The 21143-nt window shown below is 70.3% G+C and carries 20 protein-coding genes; 9 read left to right on the top strand and 11 right to left on the bottom strand.

Going from position 1 to position 21143, the window contains the following annotated elements:
• Positions 1–4: 4 nt before the first annotated feature.
• From ACFXGJ_RS13605 to ACFXGJ_RS13585, 5 genes are all read right to left on the bottom strand, one after another.
• Positions 5–799: an ESX secretion-associated protein EspG gene (locus ACFXGJ_RS13605; protein ID WP_378620415.1), complete on the bottom strand. Its 795-nt coding sequence runs from the start codon at positions 797–799 to the stop codon at positions 5–7.
• Entirely contained in the window at positions 796–2022 is a 1227-nt protein-coding gene (locus ACFXGJ_RS13600; protein ID WP_378620412.1) for a PPE domain-containing protein, read from the bottom strand. The genes ACFXGJ_RS13605 and ACFXGJ_RS13600 overlap by 4 nt, the downstream gene beginning before the upstream one ends.
• 34 nt (positions 2023–2056) lie before the next feature.
• A complete protein-coding gene (locus ACFXGJ_RS13595) occupies positions 2057–2365 on the bottom strand; it encodes a PE family protein (protein WP_378620409.1) in 309 nt (102 codons plus the stop codon).
• A 106-nt stretch (positions 2366–2471) separates the two neighbouring features.
• On the bottom strand, positions 2472–2822 hold the full coding sequence (locus tag ACFXGJ_RS13590; protein ID WP_378620407.1) for a metallopeptidase family protein: 351 nt from the start codon (positions 2820–2822) through the stop codon (positions 2472–2474).
• A 1-nt stretch (position 2823) separates the two neighbouring features.
• Positions 2824–3837, bottom strand: a complete 1014-nt coding sequence (locus tag ACFXGJ_RS13585) for a septum formation family protein (RefSeq protein ID WP_378620450.1) — start codon at positions 3835–3837, stop codon at positions 2824–2826.
• Between the two features lie 239 nt (positions 3838–4076).
• On the opposite strand from ACFXGJ_RS13585, the gene serS reads away from it, so the two are divergent.
• Both serS and ACFXGJ_RS13575 read left to right on the top strand, forming a co-directional pair.
• Positions 4077–5333 carry a serine--tRNA ligase gene (gene serS / locus ACFXGJ_RS13580; RefSeq protein ID WP_378620404.1) on the top strand — a complete coding sequence of 419 codons (1257 nt, stop codon included), beginning with the start codon at positions 4077–4079 and terminating at the stop codon, positions 5331–5333.
• Positions 5334–5453: 120 nt separating this feature from the next.
• Positions 5454–5846, top strand: coding sequence for an ankyrin repeat domain-containing protein (locus ACFXGJ_RS13575; protein WP_378620401.1), 393 nt, complete (start codon positions 5454–5456; stop codon positions 5844–5846).
• 136 nt (positions 5847–5982) lie between these two features.
• On the opposite strand, the gene ACFXGJ_RS13570 is transcribed toward ACFXGJ_RS13575, so the two are convergent.
• The 3 genes from ACFXGJ_RS13570 to ACFXGJ_RS13560 all read right to left on the bottom strand — a co-directional run bounded on the left by ACFXGJ_RS13570 (position 5983) and on the right by ACFXGJ_RS13560 (position 8624).
• Positions 5983–6384, bottom strand: coding sequence for a VOC family protein (locus ACFXGJ_RS13570; RefSeq protein ID WP_378620399.1), 402 nt, complete (start codon positions 6382–6384; stop codon positions 5983–5985).
• Positions 6385–6437: 53 nt separating this feature from the next.
• A complete protein-coding gene (locus ACFXGJ_RS13565) occupies positions 6438–6626 on the bottom strand; it encodes a hypothetical protein (RefSeq protein WP_378620396.1) in 189 nt (62 codons plus the stop codon).
• 450 nt (positions 6627–7076) lie between these two features.
• The gene (locus ACFXGJ_RS13560) at positions 7077–8624 is read right to left on the bottom strand and encodes a Rieske 2Fe-2S domain-containing protein (protein WP_378620393.1); all 1548 of its coding nucleotides are present in this window, start codon (positions 8622–8624) and stop codon (positions 7077–7079) included.
• A gap of 124 nt (positions 8625–8748) precedes the next feature.
• On the opposite strand from ACFXGJ_RS13560, the gene ACFXGJ_RS13555 reads away from it, so the two are divergent.
• Positions 8749–9504, top strand: a complete 756-nt coding sequence (locus tag ACFXGJ_RS13555) for a lysophospholipid acyltransferase family protein (RefSeq protein ID WP_378620389.1) — start codon at positions 8749–8751, stop codon at positions 9502–9504.
• A 29-nt stretch (positions 9505–9533) separates the two neighbouring features.
• Entirely contained in the window at positions 9534–10196 is a 663-nt protein-coding gene (locus tag ACFXGJ_RS13550; RefSeq protein ID WP_378620387.1) for a vancomycin high temperature exclusion protein, read from the top strand.
• Positions 10197–10280: 84 nt separating this feature from the next.
• Here ACFXGJ_RS13550 and ACFXGJ_RS13545 read toward each other — a convergent pair whose 3' ends face one another.
• A complete protein-coding gene (locus tag ACFXGJ_RS13545) occupies positions 10281–11210 on the bottom strand; it encodes an Ig-like domain repeat protein (protein WP_378620384.1) in 930 nt (309 codons plus the stop codon).
• 368 nt (positions 11211–11578) lie between these two features.
• Here ACFXGJ_RS13545 and ACFXGJ_RS13540 point away from each other — a divergent pair, with 368 nt between their 5' ends.
• A complete protein-coding gene (locus tag ACFXGJ_RS13540) occupies positions 11579–12253 on the top strand; it encodes a response regulator transcription factor (protein WP_378620382.1) in 675 nt (224 codons plus the stop codon).
• Here the strand turns inward: ACFXGJ_RS13540 and ACFXGJ_RS13535 are convergent.
• Complete coding sequence (locus ACFXGJ_RS13535) at positions 12229–13647, bottom strand: ATP-binding protein (protein ID WP_378620379.1); 1419 nt, start codon at positions 13645–13647, stop codon at positions 12229–12231. The two genes, ACFXGJ_RS13540 and ACFXGJ_RS13535, sit on opposite strands and share 25 nt — an antisense overlap.
• Positions 13648–13797: 150 nt before the next feature.
• Here ACFXGJ_RS13535 and ACFXGJ_RS13530 point away from each other — a divergent pair, with 150 nt between their 5' ends.
• The 3 genes from ACFXGJ_RS13530 to ACFXGJ_RS13520 all read left to right on the top strand — a co-directional run bounded on the left by ACFXGJ_RS13530 (position 13798) and on the right by ACFXGJ_RS13520 (position 17030).
• On the top strand, positions 13798–14595 hold the full coding sequence (locus ACFXGJ_RS13530) for a polysaccharide deacetylase family protein (RefSeq protein WP_378620447.1): 798 nt from the start codon (positions 13798–13800) through the stop codon (positions 14593–14595).
• Between the two features lie 32 nt (positions 14596–14627).
• Positions 14628–15470, top strand: coding sequence for an HAD family hydrolase (locus ACFXGJ_RS13525; RefSeq protein ID WP_378620376.1), 843 nt, complete (start codon positions 14628–14630; stop codon positions 15468–15470).
• A 177-nt stretch (positions 15471–15647) separates the two neighbouring features.
• Positions 15648–17030, top strand: a complete 1383-nt coding sequence (locus ACFXGJ_RS13520; protein WP_378620374.1) for a cytochrome P450 — start codon at positions 15648–15650, stop codon at positions 17028–17030.
• 95 nt (positions 17031–17125) lie between these two features.
• On the opposite strand, the gene ACFXGJ_RS13515 is transcribed toward ACFXGJ_RS13520, so the two are convergent.
• Positions 17126–19327 carry an N-acetylmuramoyl-L-alanine amidase gene (locus tag ACFXGJ_RS13515; protein WP_378620371.1) on the bottom strand — a complete coding sequence of 734 codons (2202 nt, stop codon included), beginning with the start codon at positions 19325–19327 and terminating at the stop codon, positions 17126–17128.
• Positions 19328–19575: 248 nt separating this feature from the next.
• Here ACFXGJ_RS13515 and ACFXGJ_RS13510 point away from each other — a divergent pair, with 248 nt between their 5' ends.
• A complete protein-coding gene (locus ACFXGJ_RS13510) occupies positions 19576–21108 on the top strand; it encodes a SpoIID/LytB domain-containing protein (RefSeq protein ID WP_378620367.1) in 1533 nt (510 codons plus the stop codon).
• The last annotated feature ends 35 nt before the right edge of the window (positions 21109–21143 follow it).

Raw genomic sequence — 21143 nt, 5'->3', positions numbered from 1 at the left:
GCGGTCAGCGTAGTTCGGCGATCAGGTCCGCCACCGCCCGACGGAACCGGGCGTCGCTGCCCGGGCCGAGCGTGGACCAGGCGACCCCGTCCGCGGACACGCTCGACGTCCCGACGATCCGGCCCCGGTCGGTGTCGAACGCCGTCACCGGTCCGCCGACCTGCGTCACCGCGGCGTCGGCGTGCCGGATCCCGACGACCTCGGCGTGGGCTCGGCTGCCGGCCAACGCCGTCGCGAGGGTGCCCGCGTCGGCCTCGGCGACCCCGAGCTCGGCCAGTCGTCGGGCCGTGGACACGTGATTCGCGCAGTCCTCGAGCGCGCCGATCAGCAGCTCGGTCGGTGCGTTGACCGGACCGAAGCGCAGCGGCACCGAGCATCCGATCGCGTCGAGGAGCAGCTCCGGCCCTCGACCATCGTGCGGTTGCAGCACATACGAATTCGGGCCGCGCAGGACGAGCAGGTCGCCGGCCGCCGCCCAGACCAGGCACAGTCGCGAGACCTCCGCCCGGCCGGTCGTGTACCAGCGAAGCGCGACCTCGGCACGCGGTCGGGCGAGCACCCCGAGCCAGTCCGCCAGGTCCGGGTGCGGCGCTCCCGCGGGCAGCAGACCACGCTCGGTCAGCGTCTCGTGGGCCCTGTCGAACGCGGCGTCGCGGGCCGTGGACGAGTCGAAGCGGGAGCCGGCATCGAGCACCACCGGCAGTTCGTCGACCCCGAGCAGATGGACCAGCAGGTCCATCTCGTCGAGGCCGAGCGTCACCGACTCGAGGCGGTTCACCGATGTGACGAGCGGGCTCACCGAGGATCCGCCCCGATGACCGAGGGAATCACCACGCGCCCGTCGCCGAAATGCTCGAAACCCTTCAGGTAGTCCGGCGTGCGGTGCTCCTCGTCGTCCTGACCGATTCCGCGGCCGGTGGCCGCCGACCCCAGCTGGCCAGCGCGGGTCGTGGCCGCGGCGGGGTCCGCGCGTGCGACGTCGGGACCGACCGCCGCGGTCGGGGCGCCGCCGCGCCCGAGCACAGGCGCCGGGGCGCCGCCAGCCGAGGACGCCCCCCAGCCCTCGGGCAGGAGAGCGCGGCCGACCCCGCCGGAGCCGGACGGCGCAGCCGGGCCGATCCCGCTGCCGCCCCGCGCACCCGCGACGCCGGCCGCACCGACCGCCCGGGTGGCCGCGGAGCCACCGGCCGACGCGCGTGCCCCGGGCCCGCCCGTCGCGGTCCCGCCGGGCACGGGGCCGGCGGCGGCGCCGCCGGCGAACGCGGAGATCGCCGAGGGCGCGAGGGACGCGGTGGTCGAGGCGACCGTGCTGAGGCCGGATCCGGCGACACTGCCCGCCTGCGTGGCCACGCTGACCACCGCCGGGTTCTGCGCCTGCGCCAGCACCGCGCCGAGGGCGGCCTGCGCGGGACTCACCGAGGGGTCCGCGGCGATCGTGCTCGGCGGGACCGCGGCGGGCGCCTCCGCCCGAGCCGCGCCGGGGCCGCTGGCCAGCGGCGGCGGGGAACTGAAACTCTGCGGCGTCGCCACGATGGCCGAGGCGGCCTCGTAGGCCTCCATCACCAGCGCGGCCCGGACGTCCATCGCACGGTCGGCGGCCTCGGCGGCGGCTCCGGCACCCGCCAGCGCGCCGCCGGTCGTGTACGCGACCGCCTTCGCGGTCTTGACCGCGGCGATCTCCGCCAGGCTGGGCATCGCGATCCGGGCGACGGTGTGCGCGCCGGCCTCGGTCGCGGCCTTGGCGGCGGTCGTGGCGGCCATTGCGCCCGCGGTCGCGGTCCAGGCGTGGAACGGGACGAGTTTGGACAGCGCGGTGTCGAAGGCGAGGCCCTGCCAGCCGGCGCCCAGCTCGCCCATCACCTTGGTGAGCGTGGCGGTCGCGTCGGCCAGGCTGGCGGTGAGGGCCGTCCAGGCCGAGCTCGCCGCGGCCAGCTGGACCGGTCCGACGCCCGCGTTGAGCGCGGTCGAGTTCCAGGTGGCGCCGCGGGGCAACCAGACGACGCCGGTGAATCCCATGGTCATGTCGTTGTCTCCTCGGGTCCCTGTCCGCTGGGCGTCACATGCCTTCGGCGAGCGCGGCGCCGAAGCTGTGGTCGAGGCCCTGGTACTCGGCGGAGTGCCTGCGCAGGGCCGCGGCGGCGGTCAACAGTTCGGTGATGCCGGTTGCGGCCGAGGGGAGGAAGCTGTCCGCCACCGAGTTGAAGAAGCCGGCGGCCGTCGTCGACACCTCCTCGGTGCCCGCGGGCGCCATGTGCAGGGCGGGGCCGTTGGCCTCGACCGAGGCGCGGAGGCGTTCCGCGAGGGACTCGAGCTGCACGGCAGCGGAGATCAGGGCATCAGGAGAGACGTACACGTGGCCTGGCATGGTCTCGGCCTCCTCGGTGGATTCGGCGAGGCGTGCTCGTCGATGTTGACCCGTCAGGAGATAGGACGCCGCGAACGACTCCGCGGTTCCGCCGAATGCGACTGCGTCAGCCCCAACCGAGCTGATGCAGTCGCTCCTCCTCGATGCCGAAGTAGTGCGCGATCTCGTGGATGACCGTCACCGCGACCTCCTCGACCACCTGCTCCTCGCTGTCGCACATCTCGAGCAGCGCCTCGCGGTAGATGGTGATGGTGTCGGGCAGCGCGCCGCCGTAGTGACTGTCGCGCTCGGTCAGCGCGATGCCGTGGTAGAGCCCGAGCAGGCCGGGGTCGTGCTCGTCGCGGTCCTCGACCAGGACGACGACGTTGTCGATCGCCCGAGCCAGCTCCGGCGGGATCAGGTCCAGCGCCTCCGAGACCAGTTCCTCGAAGCGGTCCTCGGTCATCACGACAGCCACGTCAGTTCCCCAGCGGAGCGGCGCCGGGCAGCGGCACCGGTAGCGAGCGGCCCTCGGGGGTGGCCGGCGGCGGCACCGGCGGCGCGCCGTTGATCAGGATGTCGCCCTTGGCGCTGTTGGTGATCGGTGCGAACCCGCCGCTGTCGAGTTCCTTGCCGACCGAGCAGTTGACCTTCCGGCTGCCCGCGAGCCAGCTGCTGAGCTCGATGTTGTCCCAGAACAGGGTGAGGGTCTTGTTCCGCAACGCGTCGGGGGAGCCGAGGTACTCGTTGGCGGCCTGGGTGCAGGTCTCCTCGAGGTACTTGTCCTGGTCCGGCACGGCCGGGTACCCGCCGGGGAACTTGGCGCCCAGGTCCACGACGGAGATGACCTCGAACGCGTGCGGCTGCGAGCAGTCGACCGGGTCCGCGGGAACGTTCTGGTTGATGCCGATGCAGGTGCCCGTGTCCCACACCTTCGACTCGTCCTGGCCGACGACGGTCCCGACAATCGGCAGCGGAGTGCCGGTGGTGCTCGAGCGCTGCAGCCCGCAGCGCAGGGTGCGCTCGCCGGCCGCCCAGCCGGCCTCGCCGGGGTTGATGAGTCCGACGCTGAACTTGCCGTTGGGGTCGTACCGGGCGCCGAGGTACTCGACGACCGCGGGCGCGCAGTGCTCGTTGCGGAGCTGGGAGAAACGCAGCACGCCGGGGAAGCGCGAACCGGGGCCGAACTCGGCGCCGGGGAAGATGCTCAGGTCCACCTCGGAGGCCACCTCGAACAGATGCTTGTCCGAGCAGTCCACCTTGGTCAGGTCGCTGGCATCCTCCTTCGTCCAGGTCAGGCAGTCGCCCGTGCCCGCGGTGCCGAACGCCTTGCCCGCGACGGCGCCGGTGGACATCGGTCCGCCGTTGCTGGGGTGGGCGGTCAGTTCGCTGCCGCCGTGGAAGCCGCCGGAGATCACCAGGGTGGCGATCGCGGCGAGCACCGCGCCCAACGCGACCGCGATCAACCCGCGCCGGGTCGTGCGCGCCGACATGTGGCGTCCGGACAGCCGGGTCACCAGCGGTCGGGGACCGTCGGGCGCCACGCCGTCGCGGGCCTGCGCGTCGTTCGCGGGTCCGGTGCTCGGGTCTGCGTTGTCGGGGGTGTGTTCGTCGGACATCGCCCACCATCATGCCTGCCGGCCGGGAACGGACCGGTCTTTCCGGCGCCCGTCGGCCTCCGCGTCGGAAACCGAAATCAGCGCCCCAGGTCGACCAAGTAGGGTTTGTGCTTGTGATTGACCTCAAATTCCTGCGCGAGAATCCCGACGTCGTCCGCGACTCACAGCGCACCAGGGGTGAGGACCCCGGGTTGGTCGACGCGCTGCTGTCCGCCGACGAGGCCCGGCGCGCCGCGGTGCTCGCGGGCGACAACCTGCGCGCGGAGCAGAAGGCACTCGGCAAGAAGGTCGGACAGGCCTCCGCCGAGGAGCGGCCCGCATTGCTCGCCGGGTCGAAGGAACTCGCACAGAAGGTCAAGGACGCCGAGGCCGCGCAGCACGAGGCGGACGCCGCGCTCGATGCCGCGGCCCGCGCCATCTCGAACATCGTGCAGGAGGGGGCACCGGCCGGCGGCGAGGACGACTTCATCACCCTCGACACGGTCGGCGAGATCCCGGCCTTCGACTTCGAGCCGAAGGACCACCTCGAGCTCAGCGAGTCGCTCGGCCTGATCGACATGGAGCGCGGCGCGAAGGTGTCCGGCGCCCGGTTCTACTTCCTCACCGGCGCCGGCGCGATGCTGCAGCTCGGTCTGCTGCAGCTGGCCGCGCAGAAGGCGACCGCGAACGGCTTCACCCTGATGATCCCGCCGGTGCTGGTGCGGCCGGAGATCATGCAGGGCACCGGGTTCCTCGGCCAGCACTCCGAGGAGGTCTACCACCTCGAGCAGGACGACCTGTACCTCGTCGGCACCTCGGAGGTCCCGCTCGCCGGATACCACTCCGGCGAGATCCTCGACCTGAGCGAGGGCCCGAAGCGGTACGCGGGCTGGTCGTCCTGCTTCCGTCGCGAGGCGGGCAGCCACGGCAAGGACACCCGCGGCATCATTCGTGTGCATCAGTTCGACAAGGTCGAGATGTTCACCTACTGCAAGCCCGAGGACGCGGATGCCGAGCACCAGCGGCTGCTCGGATGGGAGCGGGAGATGCTCGCGGCCATCGAGGTGCCGTACCGGGTGATCGACGTCGCCGGCGGCGACCTCGGTTCGTCCGCGGCCCGCAAGTTCGACTGCGAGGCATGGGTTCCCACCCAGGGTGCCTACCGCGAGCTGTCGTCGACCTCGAACTGCACGACCTTCCAGGCGCGGCGGCTCGGGACCCGTTACCGGGACGAGAACGGCAAGCCGCAGACCGCGGCGACCCTCAACGGCACCCTCGCCACCACCCGCTGGATCGTCGCGATCCTGGAGAACCACCAGCAGGCCGACGGCAGCGTCACCGTGCCGGTCGCGTTGCAGCCGTTCGTCGGTACCGACGTCCTGCGCCCCTGACCGCCGACCCCTTCCGCATCGCCACGATGTCACACCGGTTCGTCGTAACCGAACGAGTGTGACATCGGGGCGATGCGGGGTGTGGGCGTCGTCGTGCCGACCCCGGTAGTTTCGGATGGCATGACGGACGACCCGATCGACCCCCGGTTGCAGGAGATCGCGCAACGAGTCTTCGATGCGGCGCGGTCGGGCGAGGCCTCGACCCTCGCCGCCTACCTCGACGCGGGGGTGCCGGTGAACCTGAGCACCGGCACCCGCGACACCCTGCTGATGCTCGCCGCGTACCACGGTCACGCCGAGGCCGTTCAGCTGCTGATCGACCGAGGTGCCGACGTCGACCAGCTCAACGAACGCGGCCAGTCGCCGGTGGCGGGTGCCATCTTCAAGGGCGAGGAGGCGGTCGTCCGGATCCTCGCGGCGGCCGGTGCCGACCCGAATGCCGGCCATCCCACCGCAGTCGACTCGGCGAAGATGTTCGGCCGCGAGGACTACCTGGAGCTGTGGCGCTCGTAGTCGGTCAGCCGAACGCCGTCAGCGAGTTCCGTGGGCGGTGAGGTAGCGGTCGACGGTGTCCCGATCCGATGCCATCGGCTCACGACAGGCCGATCGAAGACCTCGGTCGGGCCGCGCAGACGGTGATCCGGACGGGTCAGTCCCGGTCGTGGTGGCACACGGCCTCGAGGAGGAATCCGTGCGGGTCGGTCCAGAAGGTGGCGTAGTACGGCGGCGGGTACTCGGGGAATTCGCGTGGGGCGTGCACGATATCGCTGCCGAGCGCGGCCGCGGCGTCGGCGACCTCGCGAACCCGGGTGCGGGTGGGGACCACGAACGCCAGATGCTGCAGCCCGGTGCGTTCCCGCGAGTACTCGGGCGCCGGGTCCGTCGCCGGGTACAGGAACAGGTAGGTGCCGCGCTTGCCGTCGGCCGGGCGGTAGGAGTGCTGGGTGATGTCACCGAAGAACGTCTCGAACCCCAGCAACGGCAGGATCTGGTCGTAGTACGCGACCGCGCGGCCCAGGTCCGGCACGTTGATGCCCAGGTGTCCGATCATTGCCGCCCCTCCGCGTCGGTCTCAGGATAGCCCTCGGCGCCGAGGGTCGTCCGCTACCGGCCGCTCATGCCGTGGACGGTGTTTGCGTGGATGCCGGTGCCGTACTCGTACCGAAGTCCGCGGTGCGCGATGAATTCACCGGCGTGTGGCAGCACCGGATGCGAGCCGATCTTGTCGACCGCCATCCGCCGGATGGCCCGGTTGAGCTTGCTCGAGCCCTCGTGACCGCCGCCCAGTCCCACGCGGCGGGATCACCCAGCTCAGGCAACGTCTCAGCCCGGGCGGCGGCACGCTTGGCCGTGTTGTGGTTGGTGCGGCTCCACCGCAACTCCTGGCCCCAGGGGCCGCCGTAGTGGAGCTGTATCAATCCCCAACCTGCGCCGGTGCACCGGAAGGTCGCCCCGCCACCGGCATCCGGATGCAGGTCGATCCGACTCGCCACGGGCTCCTGCCCGGACCCCGCAGCGAACAATGTCAGAGACCGTCCCCGTCGGTTGTCGGGGGACGTCGACGTCGGCCGAGAACTCCCGCAGCTCGCGACCGGGTTCCGAATCGGACTCGAAGACGCGAAACAGCTCCAGGTCGAACCCCGTCCGAATGACTGCAGACCAATCGTCGTCGACGGCGTAGAAGTCCAGGTTCGGCACTCGCCCACTGTCCCAGCGGGAAGACCGAACCCGACGACGGTGTGGCTACACCTTCGCCGAGCGCAGCTCGTGACCCTTCGAGGTCTTGCAGCGTCCGGTCTCGAGGTCCCACTGCCAGCCGTGCAGGTTGCAGGTGAGGTTGCTGCCCTCGACCACGCCGAACTTGGACAGGTCCGCCTTGAGGTGCGGGCAGCGGCGCTGGATCTCGTAGCCGCCCAACTCGATCGACGCGCTGTCGTCGTGCGCCTCGGCGAACCAGCCGTCCGCGTAGGCGATCCGCTCGTCGGTCAGGCACTTGAAGAACGTGTACAGGAATTCGTTGTAGCCGCCGACCCGCCACGCCTCGAACCGGGTGGACAGGAAGATGGTGTTGACCCAGTCCGGCTCGTCGTCACGCAGCACCGTCCGAACCAGCTCGGGTGCGATGCGGAAACCGTAGCGGTACTTGCCATCTCCCTCGATCGGCTCGCGGACCGTGCGATTGGGGAAGTCCAGGACCACCGTCTCGTCGCCCATCACCAGGCCGACGGGGTAGCCGATGCCGTCGCAGATCACGTCCGACTGCGCCATGATCGGCTCGAACTTGGCCTTGAGCGGGCCGAGCAGCGGTTCGCCCTCCGCGGGCGCCCAGGCGGCCTTCTCCTCCGCGAGCACGGGCGCCATCCGCTGCGCCATGTCCTCGATGTAGGCGGCCTTGTCGGAGAAGATCTTGTCGACCTCGGCGTCCGGGATCGGGTGCGACAGGGTGGCGTCCGACCCGTGGATGTCGACGACGCTGCCGGGGATCATCAACAGTCCGCCGTCGTTGCCGTGGATGCGCATCTGCTCGAGGAAGACGATCTGGTCCGGGAAGATGTTGCCCTCGTCGCCGTGGTCGTCGTTGAGGTCGCGCAGCGCCGCGTCCAGGAAGACCGGGGGGCCGGCCGACGGCACCACCCAGGTCGCCCCGACCTGGTCGATGTAGCTGCGGCAACGGTCCATGCCACGCTGGCGCTTCTGCTTGCCGAAGTTGCGCTTGGTGCCCGCGGGGATGTCGTAGACCATCGGGTACCAGATCGCGCCCGAGTACTGCAGCAGGTGGATGTCGACCTTGCCGAACTGCTCGCCGAGGACGTCCATGTCCACCGGCCGCGCGTCGTTCATGTTGAAGCAGGTGGTCTCGCCGTCGGAGACGACCAGGCCGGAGTCGCCGATCGGACCGTCCGCGGGCGCGCGCAGGGCGATGATCATGACGTCCAGGTCGCCCTTGGGGCCCGTGATGGTGTGCTTGGCGGAGTCCTGGGTCTCGAAGAACTTGGTGAAGCCCAGCTTCTCCAGCTCGCGGCGCAGGTCCGGCACCGGGTAGTCGGGCAGCAGCACGGTCGCGTCCTTGTTGACGTGCTTGCGCAGGTTCTCGGGGTCGAAGTGGTCCTTGTGCAGGTGCGAGACGTACAGGTAGTCGACGTCACCGAGCGCGTCCCAGTCCAGGCCGGTGTTGTCCGGGAACGGGAACCAGGACGCGAAGTAGGCGGGGTTGACCCACGGATCGCACAGGATTGAACCCGCCTCGGTCTGGATGTGGAATCCGGCGTGTCCGACGCTGGTGACCTGCACTGGTATGCCTCCTGGGATATACGACAGGTCCCAGCGTAGGCGGCGCGCCCACGGCGGCGCATCCGCGTGCGGCCAGGGTCGCCATGATGCGCAACTGTGGCCGACCGCACTACGCTGGCTGACCGTGGAACCCGTCTACAGAACGATCATCGGCATTGCTCGTACGGTGTTCGCCGCCCAGGGCCTGAAGTTCACGGTCCGCGGCGACGAGAACATCCCGGCGAAGGGCGGGGCGGTGATCGCGGTGAACCACACGGGCTACATGGACTTCACCTACGCGGGGCTGCCGGTGCGCAGCGTGAAGCGCTACATCCGCTTCATGGCGAAGAAGGAGGTCTTCGACAACAAGATCTCCGGCCCGATCATGCGCGTCCTGCGGCACATCCCCGTCGACCGCGCGGCGGGCGCCGAGTCGTACCGGGCCGCGGTCGACGACCTGCGGGCCGGCGAGCTCGTCGGTGTCTACCCGGAGGCCACGATCAGCCGCAGCTTCGAGCTCAAGGAGTTCAAGTCGGGTGCGGCACGGATGGCGATCGAGGCGGGCGTGCCGATCGTCCCGATCGTCATCTGGGGTGCCCAGCGGGTGTGGACCAAGGGGCATCCGAAGCGGTTGGGGCGCACCAACACTCCGATCTCGATCGCGGTCGGCGAGCCGATCGCGCCGTTCGAACCGGCCGGTGAGCTGACCGCGAAGCTGCACTCCACGATGGAGGGCATGCTGCTCGCGCTGCAGGAGGGCTACGAGCATCCGGCGGGGGAGTACTGGGTGCCGGCGCGGCTCGGCGGCGGCGCGCCGACCCTCGACGAGGCGAACCGGATGGACGCCGAGGAGGCCGCGCAGAAGGCGGCCCGGCGGGCGCAGTCGTCGGACGGATCCTGATCGGTGCTCGTCTCGGTCACGGCGATCGCATGGGCCGGTCGCACGTGAGACGTCGGCTGCTGCGTGTCGCGCTCGCGGTGTTCGCCGTACTGGGGGTCACGGTGCTCGGCTCGATGGCCTGGATCGGTGTCGCCTCGTCCGGCCACGTGCACGACCCGGACGACGCGCCGGAGGCGCCGGTGGTGATCGTTCTCGGCGCCAAGGTTCAGGACGGCAAACCGATGTCGTTCCTGGCCGGTCGGCTCGACGCCGCGGCGGAACTGGTGCATGCCGGAAAGGCCCGCGCCGTGCTGGTCTCCGGCGACGCCAACGGCACCTCCGGGAACGAGATCGCCGCGATGACGGAGTACCTGGTGTCGAAGGGCGTCGACCGGAAGCTGATTGTCGGCGACGACTACGGTCTGGACACCTACGACACCTGTGCCCGAGCGGCGGCGACCTTCGGAATTCGCAAGGCGCTCATCGTCAGTCAGGATTTCCACGTCTCACGTGCGGTGGCGCTGTGCCGGCACGTGGGCATCGAGGCGGACGGGGTCCGTGGGTACTGCGACTGCCGATTCGTCACGGTCGCCCGGAACACCGCGCGGGAGTGGCTGGCCCGGCCGAAGGCGATTGTCGACATGCTCAGCAGCAGGGAGCCGAAAGTGGTCTCCCCGCCGGACGATTCGATCCAACGGGTACTGGCGGACTGACGGCGCGTAGGGCTGACGCGCAGTGGTGCGGTGACGGAGTCGTGGGACTCCGTAACCGCACCACTGCGGCGGAGCCACCTTCGATCAGGAACCGAGGATCGACCCGAGGGAGCCGAAGTCGACCGAGCCGGTACCGGTGCCGGGATCGACCGGGTCCGGGCCCGGACCCGGACCCGGATCGACGGTGCCCGCGCCGACGGTGACGGTGGCCAGCGCGCTGCCACCCGCGTTGACGGGCACGTCGTTGCCGGGCTTCTTGCCGTCCTTCGGCGTGCAGAACGTGGGAGCGTTCTGCTGCGAACCGAGCGCGAACGCCCGGGCCAGGAAGGTGTCGTAGTTCTTGTCGCTGTTGTAGTTGGCCGCCTCGCCCGCGACCCGGACGGTCGGCGCGACGACACCCTCGGCCAGCGCCTTGACCGTCACGGTGACGGCGGGGAGCTGGAACTTGGTCGAACCGTCGGCGGTCGGATTGCCGTCCAGGTCGGTCTTGGTCTTCTCGACAGCGATTCCGCCGGGGGTGTTGGCGCTGGCCTTGGGGCTGTTGGCGACGGTCTCGTTGTCACCGGAGAGCCGCAGGATCGTGCCCGACGCATCGGGCTCGCCGGCATCGTTGACGCGGATGACCGTCGGCGCGACACCGGTCAGGCCCTTGCCGGTCGAGGGGACGACGACGGCGGAGACGAACTCGGCGTTCGCGGGCAGATCCCAGTCGATCTTCAGGCGCTGGATGTCGGTCGTCGTGGCGATCGACTCCTTGTCCGGCAGCGAGCTCACGGTCGGCTGCATCGTGTAGCTGAACTGCTCGCCGACCTTCACGCTGTCCGGTGCGGTGATGCTCATGCCGAGCGTCTGCGACATGTGCTGGGTGAGGATCGCGCGGGCCTGGCAGGCGCCCTGGAACTCGATCGAAGCGGGCGCGGCGGAGGCGGGCGAGGCCATCAGCAGGGTGCCCGCGGCGACGGCGGCGGCGGCGACGGTCGGGATGGCGGTGCGGCGAACGGGGGTGAAGGGCAAGGTCACTCCTCAGGTGATGTGCGTGCTGGGCAAAGTAAAGGACTTCCGTGATCTGGACCGTAAACGAGAACCGGCTCATTAGTGACCGAAATCAACGAAGTCGAAAACTCCCAGCGTGTGGACGTCCAGTCATGAAAGTTAGCTGAGGGAACGAAACCATTTCTATTCAGTACCTTTACTGTTTGCTGCCGTTGTCGCCCGTGACACCGAGCCTTCTCGGACGGTCGCCGGCATTTGGCCGGTGGTCGGCGGGCTCGGTCGTCGACGTGGGCAACGACCGTGCTGTGAGAACGCTGAGATCCGCTCCCGCCGGTACGGCAGGATGGGTACTAATGGACTACGGCCCGCCGCGGTCGGTGGAGGTGTGCATGCGGATCCTCTTGGTGGAGGACGAGTCCCGGTTGGCCGAGACCGTGCGCCGCGGACTCGCCGCGGAGGGATTCGTCGTCGACATCGCCCGGGACGGCTTCGACGGACTCGAACTTGCGTCGACCGGCGAGTTCGACGTGGTCGTGCTCGACATCATGCTGCCCGGGAAGCACGGTTACCAGGTGCTGCGCGAGTTGCGCGCCCGCGAGGTGTGGACGCCGGTGTTGATGCTCTCGGCGAAGGACGGCGAGTACGACCAGGCCGACGCCTTCGACCTCGGTGCCGACGACTACCTGACCAAGCCGTTCTCGTTCGTCGTGCTGCTGGCGCGGTTGCGCGCACTCATGCGGCGTGGCGCGCCGCAGCGGCCCGCGATCCTCTCCGCGGGCGAGTTGACGCTCGACCCGGCGCGGCGGCGGGTGGCGCGTGGCGAGGTGCCGATCGCGCTGACTCCCCGCGAGTACGGGGTACTCGAATTTCTGTTGCGCAACAAGGGAAATGTGGTCACCAAGGCCGAGATCCTGCGCGCCGTCTGGGACAGTCACTACGAGGGCGACGACAACGTGGTCGAGGTGTACGTCGGCTACATCCGGCGCAAGATAGACGCCCCGTTCGGGACAGCGACCATCGACACCGTCCGCGGGGTCGGCTATCGGCTGGTCGACGAGGGCTGATCCTCGGGGCCGCCCGAATCCGGTTGCGTCAGGGGCAGGGTCACTGTGAACACCGCACCGCCGTCGGCGGACTCGCCGACCGTCACCGTACCGTGGTGCGACCGAACGATCTGCTCGACGATTGCGAGCCCCAGCCCCGTGCCACCCGAGGACCGGGTCCGGGTGGGGTCCAGCCGGACGAACCGCTCGAACACCCGCTCCCGGTCGGCCGGGTCGATGCCGGGGCCGTCGTCCGACACCGTGACCACCGCGTCGCCGTCGACACCACGGCAATCCAGGGTGACCGTGGAGCGCGCGTAGCGGGCCGCGTTGTCGACGAGATTGCGGACCACCCGCTGCAACGCGGCCCGATCGCCGGTCACCCGGCAGGGCGCGATCCGCGAAACCGTTCGCAGCGAACCGATTCCGCGCAGCCGCACCTCCTCGCCGTACAGCAGGTCGTCGAGGTCCACGTCGACCCGCTGGAACTCGAGACCCTCCTCGTCGGAACGGGCCAGCAGCAGCAGGTCCTCCACCAGGTGCTGCATCCGCCGGGTCTCCGGCAGCAGCGACTCGTCGATCAGCGGCGCGTCCACCAGGTCCGGCCTGCCCTGAGCGAGTTCGAGCGCGGCCGAGATGGTGGTCAGCGGGCTGCGCAGCTCGTGGGAGGCGTCGCTGACGAACCGCTGCTGGGCCAGCTGGCCCGCCTCGATCCGGGCCAGCATCGCGTTCATCGTCGTGGCCAACTGGGCGATCTCGTCGTGCGACGGCGGCACCGGGACCCGCCGGCCGAGGTCCGGGCCCGAGATCGAGGCGACCCGCGTGCGGATCGCCTCCACCGGCCGCAGCGCGGCCCCGACCAGGCTGTACGTGCCGAACACCACCAGCGCGACGACCGCGGGGGAGCCCACCAGCAGGAGCACGCCGACCTTCTCGGCCACCGACTCGACCGGTTCGCGGTCCGCACCGACGAGGACGGTGACGGGCGCGGCGACGGACGTCGTGCCGAGGCCGGAGATCCAGTAGTCGAACGCGCCGTCCGGTCCCTTCACCCGGCCCAGGTCGCGTGCCTCGCCGGGGGGGAGTGATTGCGGCACCAGCGCGGTGTCCGGGGCGCCGTTCGACCCGGCGAGGACCCGGCCCCGCTCGTCGACGACCTGGACCGCGCCGATCTGACTGTCCGTGGCGAGCAGCGACTGGTCCAGTTGGGCGGGCGATTCGCCGTGGAGCTGTCCGGCGATCTGGGTGGCGCGGGCGGCCGCGGCGTCCTGGGCCGAGTGCTCGAGCGAACGGAACAGCACCAGCAGCAGCACCGCACCCGCGATCGCCAGGCAAATCGTCACCACCACCGCCGCCGCGACGGCGGACCTGGTGCGCACGCTCCACCGTGACGGGTGCAACCAGCCGAGGGACATGCCGTACAGAGTGCCAGGTCACGTGCTCTCAGCGCTTTCACAGCAGGGCACTGGGATCCTCCCAGTCATGTCTGTCGTCAGAGAGCCCGCGTGTCGGCGGTCGCGAACGGCGTCCCGGGTCGAACGCCCGGTCACACTGGCGACATGGTGATGCACCGCCGGCAGTTCATCACGATGCTCGCGGCCGGGGCGGCTGCCCTGTCCGGATGCTCGACCGCGGGCAGTGCGACGGCGGCAGGTGAGGCGCCGCCCGCGCCACCGGCCCCGCCGCCCGCACCGACCACCCCGCCGCTGCTGCCGCCGCCCGCGGCGGAGCTGCGGACCACCCTGTCGCCCGGCACGCTCACCGCGTTGCCGGGTCAGGGGACCTCCCTGGCGCTGACGGTCGACGACGGGACCAACTCGGACGTGGTGGCGGCGTACGTCAAGTTCGCGAAGGACACCGGTGCCCGGTTCACCTTCTTCGTCACCGCCGTCTACGACTCGTGGACCGCGAATCGGAAAGAGCTTCGGCCACTTGTCGACTCGGGTCAGATCCAGCTCGCCAACCACACCTGGGACCACCCGGACCTCACCAAGCTGTCGAGCGCGGCCGTCGCGAGCCAGCTGCAACGCACCCGTGACTTCCTGAAGAACCAGTACGGCGTCGACGGTGCCCCGTACTTCCGGCCGCCGTACGGATTTCACAACGCGGCGGTCGATCGTGTCGCCGCCGACCTCGGCTACACGGTCCCGACGCTCTGGTACGGCTCGTTGTCGGATTCCCAGGTGATCACCGAGGACTACCTGCTCGAGTGCGCCCGCAAGTACTTCAACCCGCAGGCCCTCGTGATCGGGCACGCGAACCACCCGCCGGTCACGCACGTGTACCCGCAGCTCGTGGACATCGTCAAACAGCGGGGGCTCTCGATGGTCACACTCGACGACGTCCTGGTGCGTCGGCGGTAGCGCAAGGGCACGGTGGTCGAGGGTGCGGCAAGATGGGTCCGGTGCAGGACACCCCCCACGCCAAGCCCGAACTGATCGCCAGCGATGTCGACGGCACCCTGATCGACGACGACGAGCGGGTCAGCCCCCGCACCCGAGCCGCGGTGCACGCCGCGCTCGACGACGGCGTGCCCTTCGTGCTCGCGACCGGGCGGCCCCCGCGCTGGATCAGCCCGATCGTCGACGGCCTCGGCTTCGCGCCGCTCGCGGTGTGCGCGAACGGCGCGGTGCTCTACGACAGCGATGCCGACCGGGTACTCGGCGCGGTGACGCTGTCCACCGAGACCCTCGCCTGGGTGGCCGAACTCGCCGGGGCGGCCCTGCCGGGCAGCGGCCTCGCCGCCGAGCGGGTCGGGAACAGCGCGCACGACGCCGCGACGCCGCAGTTCGTGAGCTCGCCCGGCTACCAACACGCCTGGCTGAACCCGGACAACACCGAGACCTCGGACGAGGAGGTGCTCGCGCATCCCGCCGTCAAGATGTTGATCCGGCTGCCCGGTATTGCGAGCTCACACATGATCTCCCGGCTGGCCCCCTTGGTGGGCGATCGCGTCGACCTCACCTACTCCACGAACAACGGGCTCATCGAGGTGGCGGCGCCGGGAGTCACCAAGGCCTCCGGGCTGCGTGCGCTCGCCGAACGGATGGGCATCGCCGACGCGGGCATCCTCGCCTTCGGCGACATGCCCAACGACGTGCCGATGCTCTCGATGGCCCGGCACGGCGTCGCGGTGGCGAATGCGCATCGCGACGCGATCGCTGCCGCGGACGAGGTCACCACCTCGAACTCCGCGGACGGCGTCGCCCGCGTGCTCGAGCGCTGGTGGACGGCCTGATCCGGGCGGTGGGACGGTCGGGCGGCCCGGTGCGCGCGGCAGGCGTCCGTCGGGACCGATTCGAGTAGTCGACTACGCGCGCGTCCGACGCGGACCGCGACGACACTCGATCTCGAGACGAAGGGTGGGCGAGGTCGCGGCCCACGCACCCGACCTCGACTTCGGAGGGCGACCGCCATGACCGTCACGACGCTTCCACACCCGCCGCACCGGCTCCCGTTGCTCGGTGACCTGCTCACCTCGGATCCGCGCAGTCCCACCCAGAACCTGATGGCTCACGCCCGCCGGCTCGGCCCGGTCTTCGAGACCAAGATCTTCAACCAAGATCTGGTCGTCGTCTCGGGGCCGCAGGAGTACGCCGAACTCGGCGACGAGAAGCGGTTCCGCAAGCACGTCGGCTTCGCGTTCGCGGTCATGCGGGAGATGCTCGGCGACGCCCTGGCCACCGCGTACACCGACGAGCCCAACTGGTCGAAGGCGCACAACATCCTGGCGCCGGCCTTCTCGCTGGCGGCGATGAAGGACTACCACGACACCGTCCTCGACACGGCCCGGGAGCTCGTCGCCTACTGGGACGGCACCGCCGAGCAGGGCCCGGTGGACGTGCACGCCGACACCAGCAAGCTGACACTGGAGACCATCGCGCGCATCGGATTCGGATACCGGTTCCGGCCGTTCGCCGCCGACGATCCTGACGCGTACGCCGCCGCGGTCTCGCGGATGTTCGAGTTCGCGGGACGCAGTACCTACCGGATCCCCGTGCACTGGCTCGACAACCTGGTCCGGCACCGGGTCATCAAGCGCAACGACGCGGACCTCGCCTACGTCCGCGGGGTCGTCGACGATGTGATCGCCGCGCGCCGCCTCGACCCGGATCCCCCGTCGGGCGATTTGCTGGCGCTGATGCTCAGCGCTGTCGACCCGGAGACCGGCGAGCGCCTTGGCGACGAGAACATCCGCAACCAGGTGATCACCTTCCTCGACGCCGGACACGAAACTACCTCGGGCACACTCTCGTTCGCGCTGCACCTGCTCGCCACCCATCCCGAGGTGGCCGATCGGGCCCGGGCGGAGATCCATGGTCTGTGGCCGCAGGGGACCGACCCCGACCCCGTGTTCGCCGACATCCACCGGCTCAAGTACGTGCGCCACGTCATCGACGAGACGCTGCGGCTGTGGCCGATCGCCGCCGGCTACTTCCGCGAGCCCGTGGCCGATACGACCATCGGCGGGCACCCCGTCGCCGAGGGTCAGCCGATGCTGGCGCTGACCCTGCAGGTGCACCGGGACCCGGTGTGGGGCGGCGACTCCGAGAGTTTCGATCCCGACCGGTTCCTGCCGGAGCGGGCGCGCACCCGGCCGGTCGGCATCTACAAGCCGTTCGGCACCGGGGTGCGGGCGTGCATCGGGCGGCAGCTCGCGCTGCACGAGTCCGTGCTCGTGCTGGCGCTGATCCTGCACAGGTACGAGCTCGAACCCGAGCCCGGCTACGAGCTCGAGGTGGCCGAGGGGTTCACGCTCAAGCCCGCGGGGCTACGGCTCGGGCTGCGCCGTCGCTGAGATCGCCGATCGCCGGGACAAACGACAGGGTGATGGTGCCCTTCACGCGGTTGAACCGTGTGAAGGACACCATCACCTGGTGGTCGGGTGTGGGATCAGCCCGCAGGCGCGGGTGCCGGGGCGGGCGCGGGAGCCGGTTCCGCCGGAGCCGGAGCAGCCGGTGCCGGGACGGGTTCCGCGGGTGCCGGCGCCGGAGCAACTGGTGCCGGGGCAGCTGGTGCTACCGACGCGCCGGCGTCGGCCGGGGTCAGCGCGTTCGCGTACGCCTCGTTGTAGGCCTTGAGGACGGTGGTGACCACGCCGGTCACCTCGTTGAAGATCAGCGAGCCGTTCTCGAAGTCGGCGCGCTTGCCGCCGGGCACCGAGTACTCGTCGCTTGTCGGCAGTCCGAGCGAACCGGTGTCGAGCCCGTTCTGACGCCAGCTGTCGAAGATCTTGCCCAGCACCGTCCAGACCCCGCCGTTCGGGGAGGTGGCGATCACCCCGTTGGCGAACTTGACCAGTTTGAAGCCGGACTTCACCGGGATCTCGCCGGTCTGCGAGGCGCCGAGCCTGCCGGTGTCGCCGCCCTCCGCAATCCACTTCTGCGCGATCGGGGTCTGGTCGGTGAGCTTGAGGAGCTCGCCCACCAGGGCGCCGAGCGAGCTCACCGAGCCGGTGCCCGGTGCCGCCGCCGGCTCGCCGGGGGTACCGGCCGCGACCGGGGACTTCTCGGGTGCGATCGCCAGGATCCCGCTGCCGCCGCCGCCGGGATTCGCCTTGGCGATGGCGCGGATCTCGTCCATCTTGGCGTAGCCCGCGTCACCGGGGCAGCTGGTGTTGCCCACGTCGCGGTGCGCGAAGATGATCGGCAGATCGACGGCCTCGCCCTGGGCGTACGGGGTGAACTCGGTGCCCTCGGACCACATGGTGGTCCGGCCGGTCGGGTCGAGACCCGCCTTGGCCAGGCGCCAGCCCAGGTACCTGCCGACCGAGTCGATGGTCGCCTGCGGCGGGCTGACGGTGGTGAAGTCGCCCATCATCGCGATGCCCATCGTGTTCTCGTTGAACCCGCCGGCGTGGGCGCCCTGGACGTTCCGGTCCAGCCCACCCGAACGGCCCTCGAAGATCTGGCCGTACTTGTCGACGAGCACGTTGTATCCGATGTCGCACCAGCCGAGGGTCTGGGCGTGGTACGCGTAGATGGACCGGACGATCTCGGCGGACTCGGCCTTGGTGTAGTCGTTGCTGCCCGCCGTGTGGTGCACGGTCGCACCGCCGAGCGAGTCGTCGTAGGTCGGGTCCTCGCAGCGCAGCGACTCGTCGGCGCCCCACTGTGCGCGGGTGATCACCTTCGGTCCGGAACCGCCTGCCGGAGAAGCGATATCGGTCAGCGACGTGTCCGCGGCCCCGGACCCGGGCTGGATCAGCACGGCGGTGACGGCGTCCGCGAGTTGCTGGGCGGGACCCTGGGCGCGCAGCGGGGTGCTCACCGCGGCGGGTGCGAAGGGGATCGGCGCCTTCGCGGGATCGGCCGGGGTCAGCACGTTCGGCAGCGCAGGCGCCGGGGCGGGGTCGACCGCGCCGGTGGCGGGCAGTCCGGCGAGGGCCTGCGCGGCCTTGGTCACCAGGATCTGGACCGCGGTGGTGTTACCGACGAAAACCGGTTCGGTGCCGGTCTTTCCGCCGGTCGTGCGGTCGTTCTTGCGGGAGTCGACCTGCTCGGTGGCGAACCAGGGACCCCAGGAACCGTCGGCCAGCTTGGCGCGCACCTTGGCCGCGGTCGCGCCGGCCTCGGAGGTCAGCGCGATCATGCTGAACGGGGTGTCGCGAGTGATCTCCTTGACCGCGGTACCGACCTGCTCCTCGATGCTCCCGGCGGGCGCCTGCGGCGCAGCGGGCGCGGGAGGAAGGGGCGCGGCAACGTCCGCCGGAGCCGGAGCCGGAGCCGGCTCCGACGTGGGCGGCGACGGCAGCGCGTCGAGGGGCAGCACGATCTTCTCCGGCAGCGTGATGCCGCCGGGCAGCGGGAGATTCTGGGGCAGCGCAATCTCGCTGGGAAGCGGCAGCTTCTTCAGGTCGGAGAGTCGAACATCGGGCAGGTCCAGCCCGGTGAGCTCCTTGAGTGGGATCACGATGTCGGGGAGCTTCGCCAGCGCGACCTCCGCGATCTGGGTGGGTATCGCGGACGGCGCGGAATCGGTGGTGGATCGGATGCCCGAGGTGCTGGTCACGCCCCAGACCGCGACCGGAGTCGCGATGGCCAAGGCGGCGACCGTCCCCAGGACGATCGACGGCTTCGGTCGGCGATGCGGCAAGTCGACTCCTCGTTGTGTTGTGCGCTCGGTTGCACCGCAAACACGTCGAGCGGGACGACGCGACCACGGGCGGTGTTACTGATGTGATTGAAGTGACTGGTGTTGCTAACACCGATCACTCTTGCAACACTAACCACAGTTTACCTAAGGCTCAACCTTAGCTTGAGACTCGACCGTTCTGCCCGTACTCACCACAGTGTGACAGTCCCGTGACCGGGCGTTCGGCGCCGTCGACAAGGAGATCTGACATGGCGCAGTTCCGCCGTAAGAATTTCATCCCCGGTGTTGTCGTGCGTGATCGCCGGCGGCCGCTGACGCTCCGCACCCTCGCGCTGGCGGCGACGCCCGTGCTGCTGGTCGGGGGCGCCGCGGGACTGATCCTCGCGAAGGGGTCGGCGTCCCCCGCGGTCGCCCCGGTGGTCGCGGCCGACACCCCCTACACGATGTCCGGCCACGGCCACGGCCACGGGCGCGGCATGGGCCAGTGGGGCGCGTACGGATACGCACGCGGACAGGGCTGGTCCGCCGAGCGCATCGTCGGGCACTACTACAGCGGAACGACGCTGGAAGCTCAGGCGGACAGGCGAATCGGCGTGCGGCTGCTCGGTCTCGATGGCAAGGCTCCCGCCGTGTACTCCGATGCGGGCGCCCGTGTCGCCGGTCGGGACGTTGCCCCCGGTGACGCCGTCCACCTGACCGCCACCCCCGGCGGTGCGAACGTCGTCGTCACCACCGGCTGCGACGGCGCGGTGCAGTGGCAGGGCGAGACCGACCATCCGTGGGTCGACCCGATCGACCTCGGCCCCGACCGCCCGGCAAATGAGCACCTGAAGCTGTGCGGCGGCAACGCATTCCGTGGCTCGCTGGGTGCCGCACTCGAAGGATCGGCGCCGCGGGTGGTGAATTTCGTCGACATGGAGGATTACCTCCTCGGCGTGGTACCGGCGGAGTCGAAGGCCGAGTGGGCGGACTCCGGCGGCAAGGAGGCGCTGCGCGCACAGGCGATCGCCGCCCGGTCCTACGCGTCCGCGGAGAAGCGGTACGGCTACGCCGAGACCTGCGACACCCAGGACTGCCAGGTGTACGACGGTACAAGCAAGGAGGACGCCAGGACCACCGAGGCGGTGCGGACCACCGCGGGCAAGCTCCTCGTCAGCGGAGGTCAGCCGGTTTCTGCCGAATTCTCTTCTTCCACAGGCGGCTACACCGCGGGCGGGGTGTTCTCCGCGGTCGAGGACCTCGGTGACGCCCTGTCCCCGACCCACGACTGGTCGCAGACCCTGACCGCGGGCGACATCGCCGGCGCGTTCGGTGTCGGCGAACTGCGGTCGATCAAGGTCACCTCCCGCAACAACCTCGGCGCGGACGGCGGCCGGGTCACCGGGCTCGAGGTGGTGGGTTCCAACGGAACCGTGCAGGCCACCGGCAACGACGCGCGGGTCAAACTCGGCATCAAGTCGGACTGGTTCACCATCGCCGAGGGGCTCGGCGCCCCCGCCCCCGCCGCCCCGCCCGCGGCACCGCCGGCGCCGGGCGCGGCACCCGAGGTTCCTCCGGCGCCGGTTCCGCCGAGTGAGATCGAGAAGAAGTACGCCGAATTCGGCGGCCCCGCAGGTGTTCTCGGTGCCCCGCTCGGACCGGAGATGTCCATGCCCGACGAGGCCGGCCGGTTCCGGATGTTCGAGCACGGCGCAATCGTGTGGACCTCGACCACCGGGGCCCAGGTCATCGACGCCAGCGTGCTGACGGCCAAGCTGCCCGACAGCGGTAGCGCCGGCTGACCGTGAGTCCGGGAAGGCCGGGCCCCGGATTCCGG

The organism is Rhodococcus sp. NPDC059234 (assembly GCF_042754225.1).
In the GTDB taxonomy this organism is placed as follows: domain Bacteria; phylum Actinomycetota; class Actinomycetes; order Mycobacteriales; family Mycobacteriaceae; genus Rhodococcus_G.
Note: the sequence above shows the minus strand (reverse complement) of the source record. Positions and strands in the feature narration are given on the sequence as shown.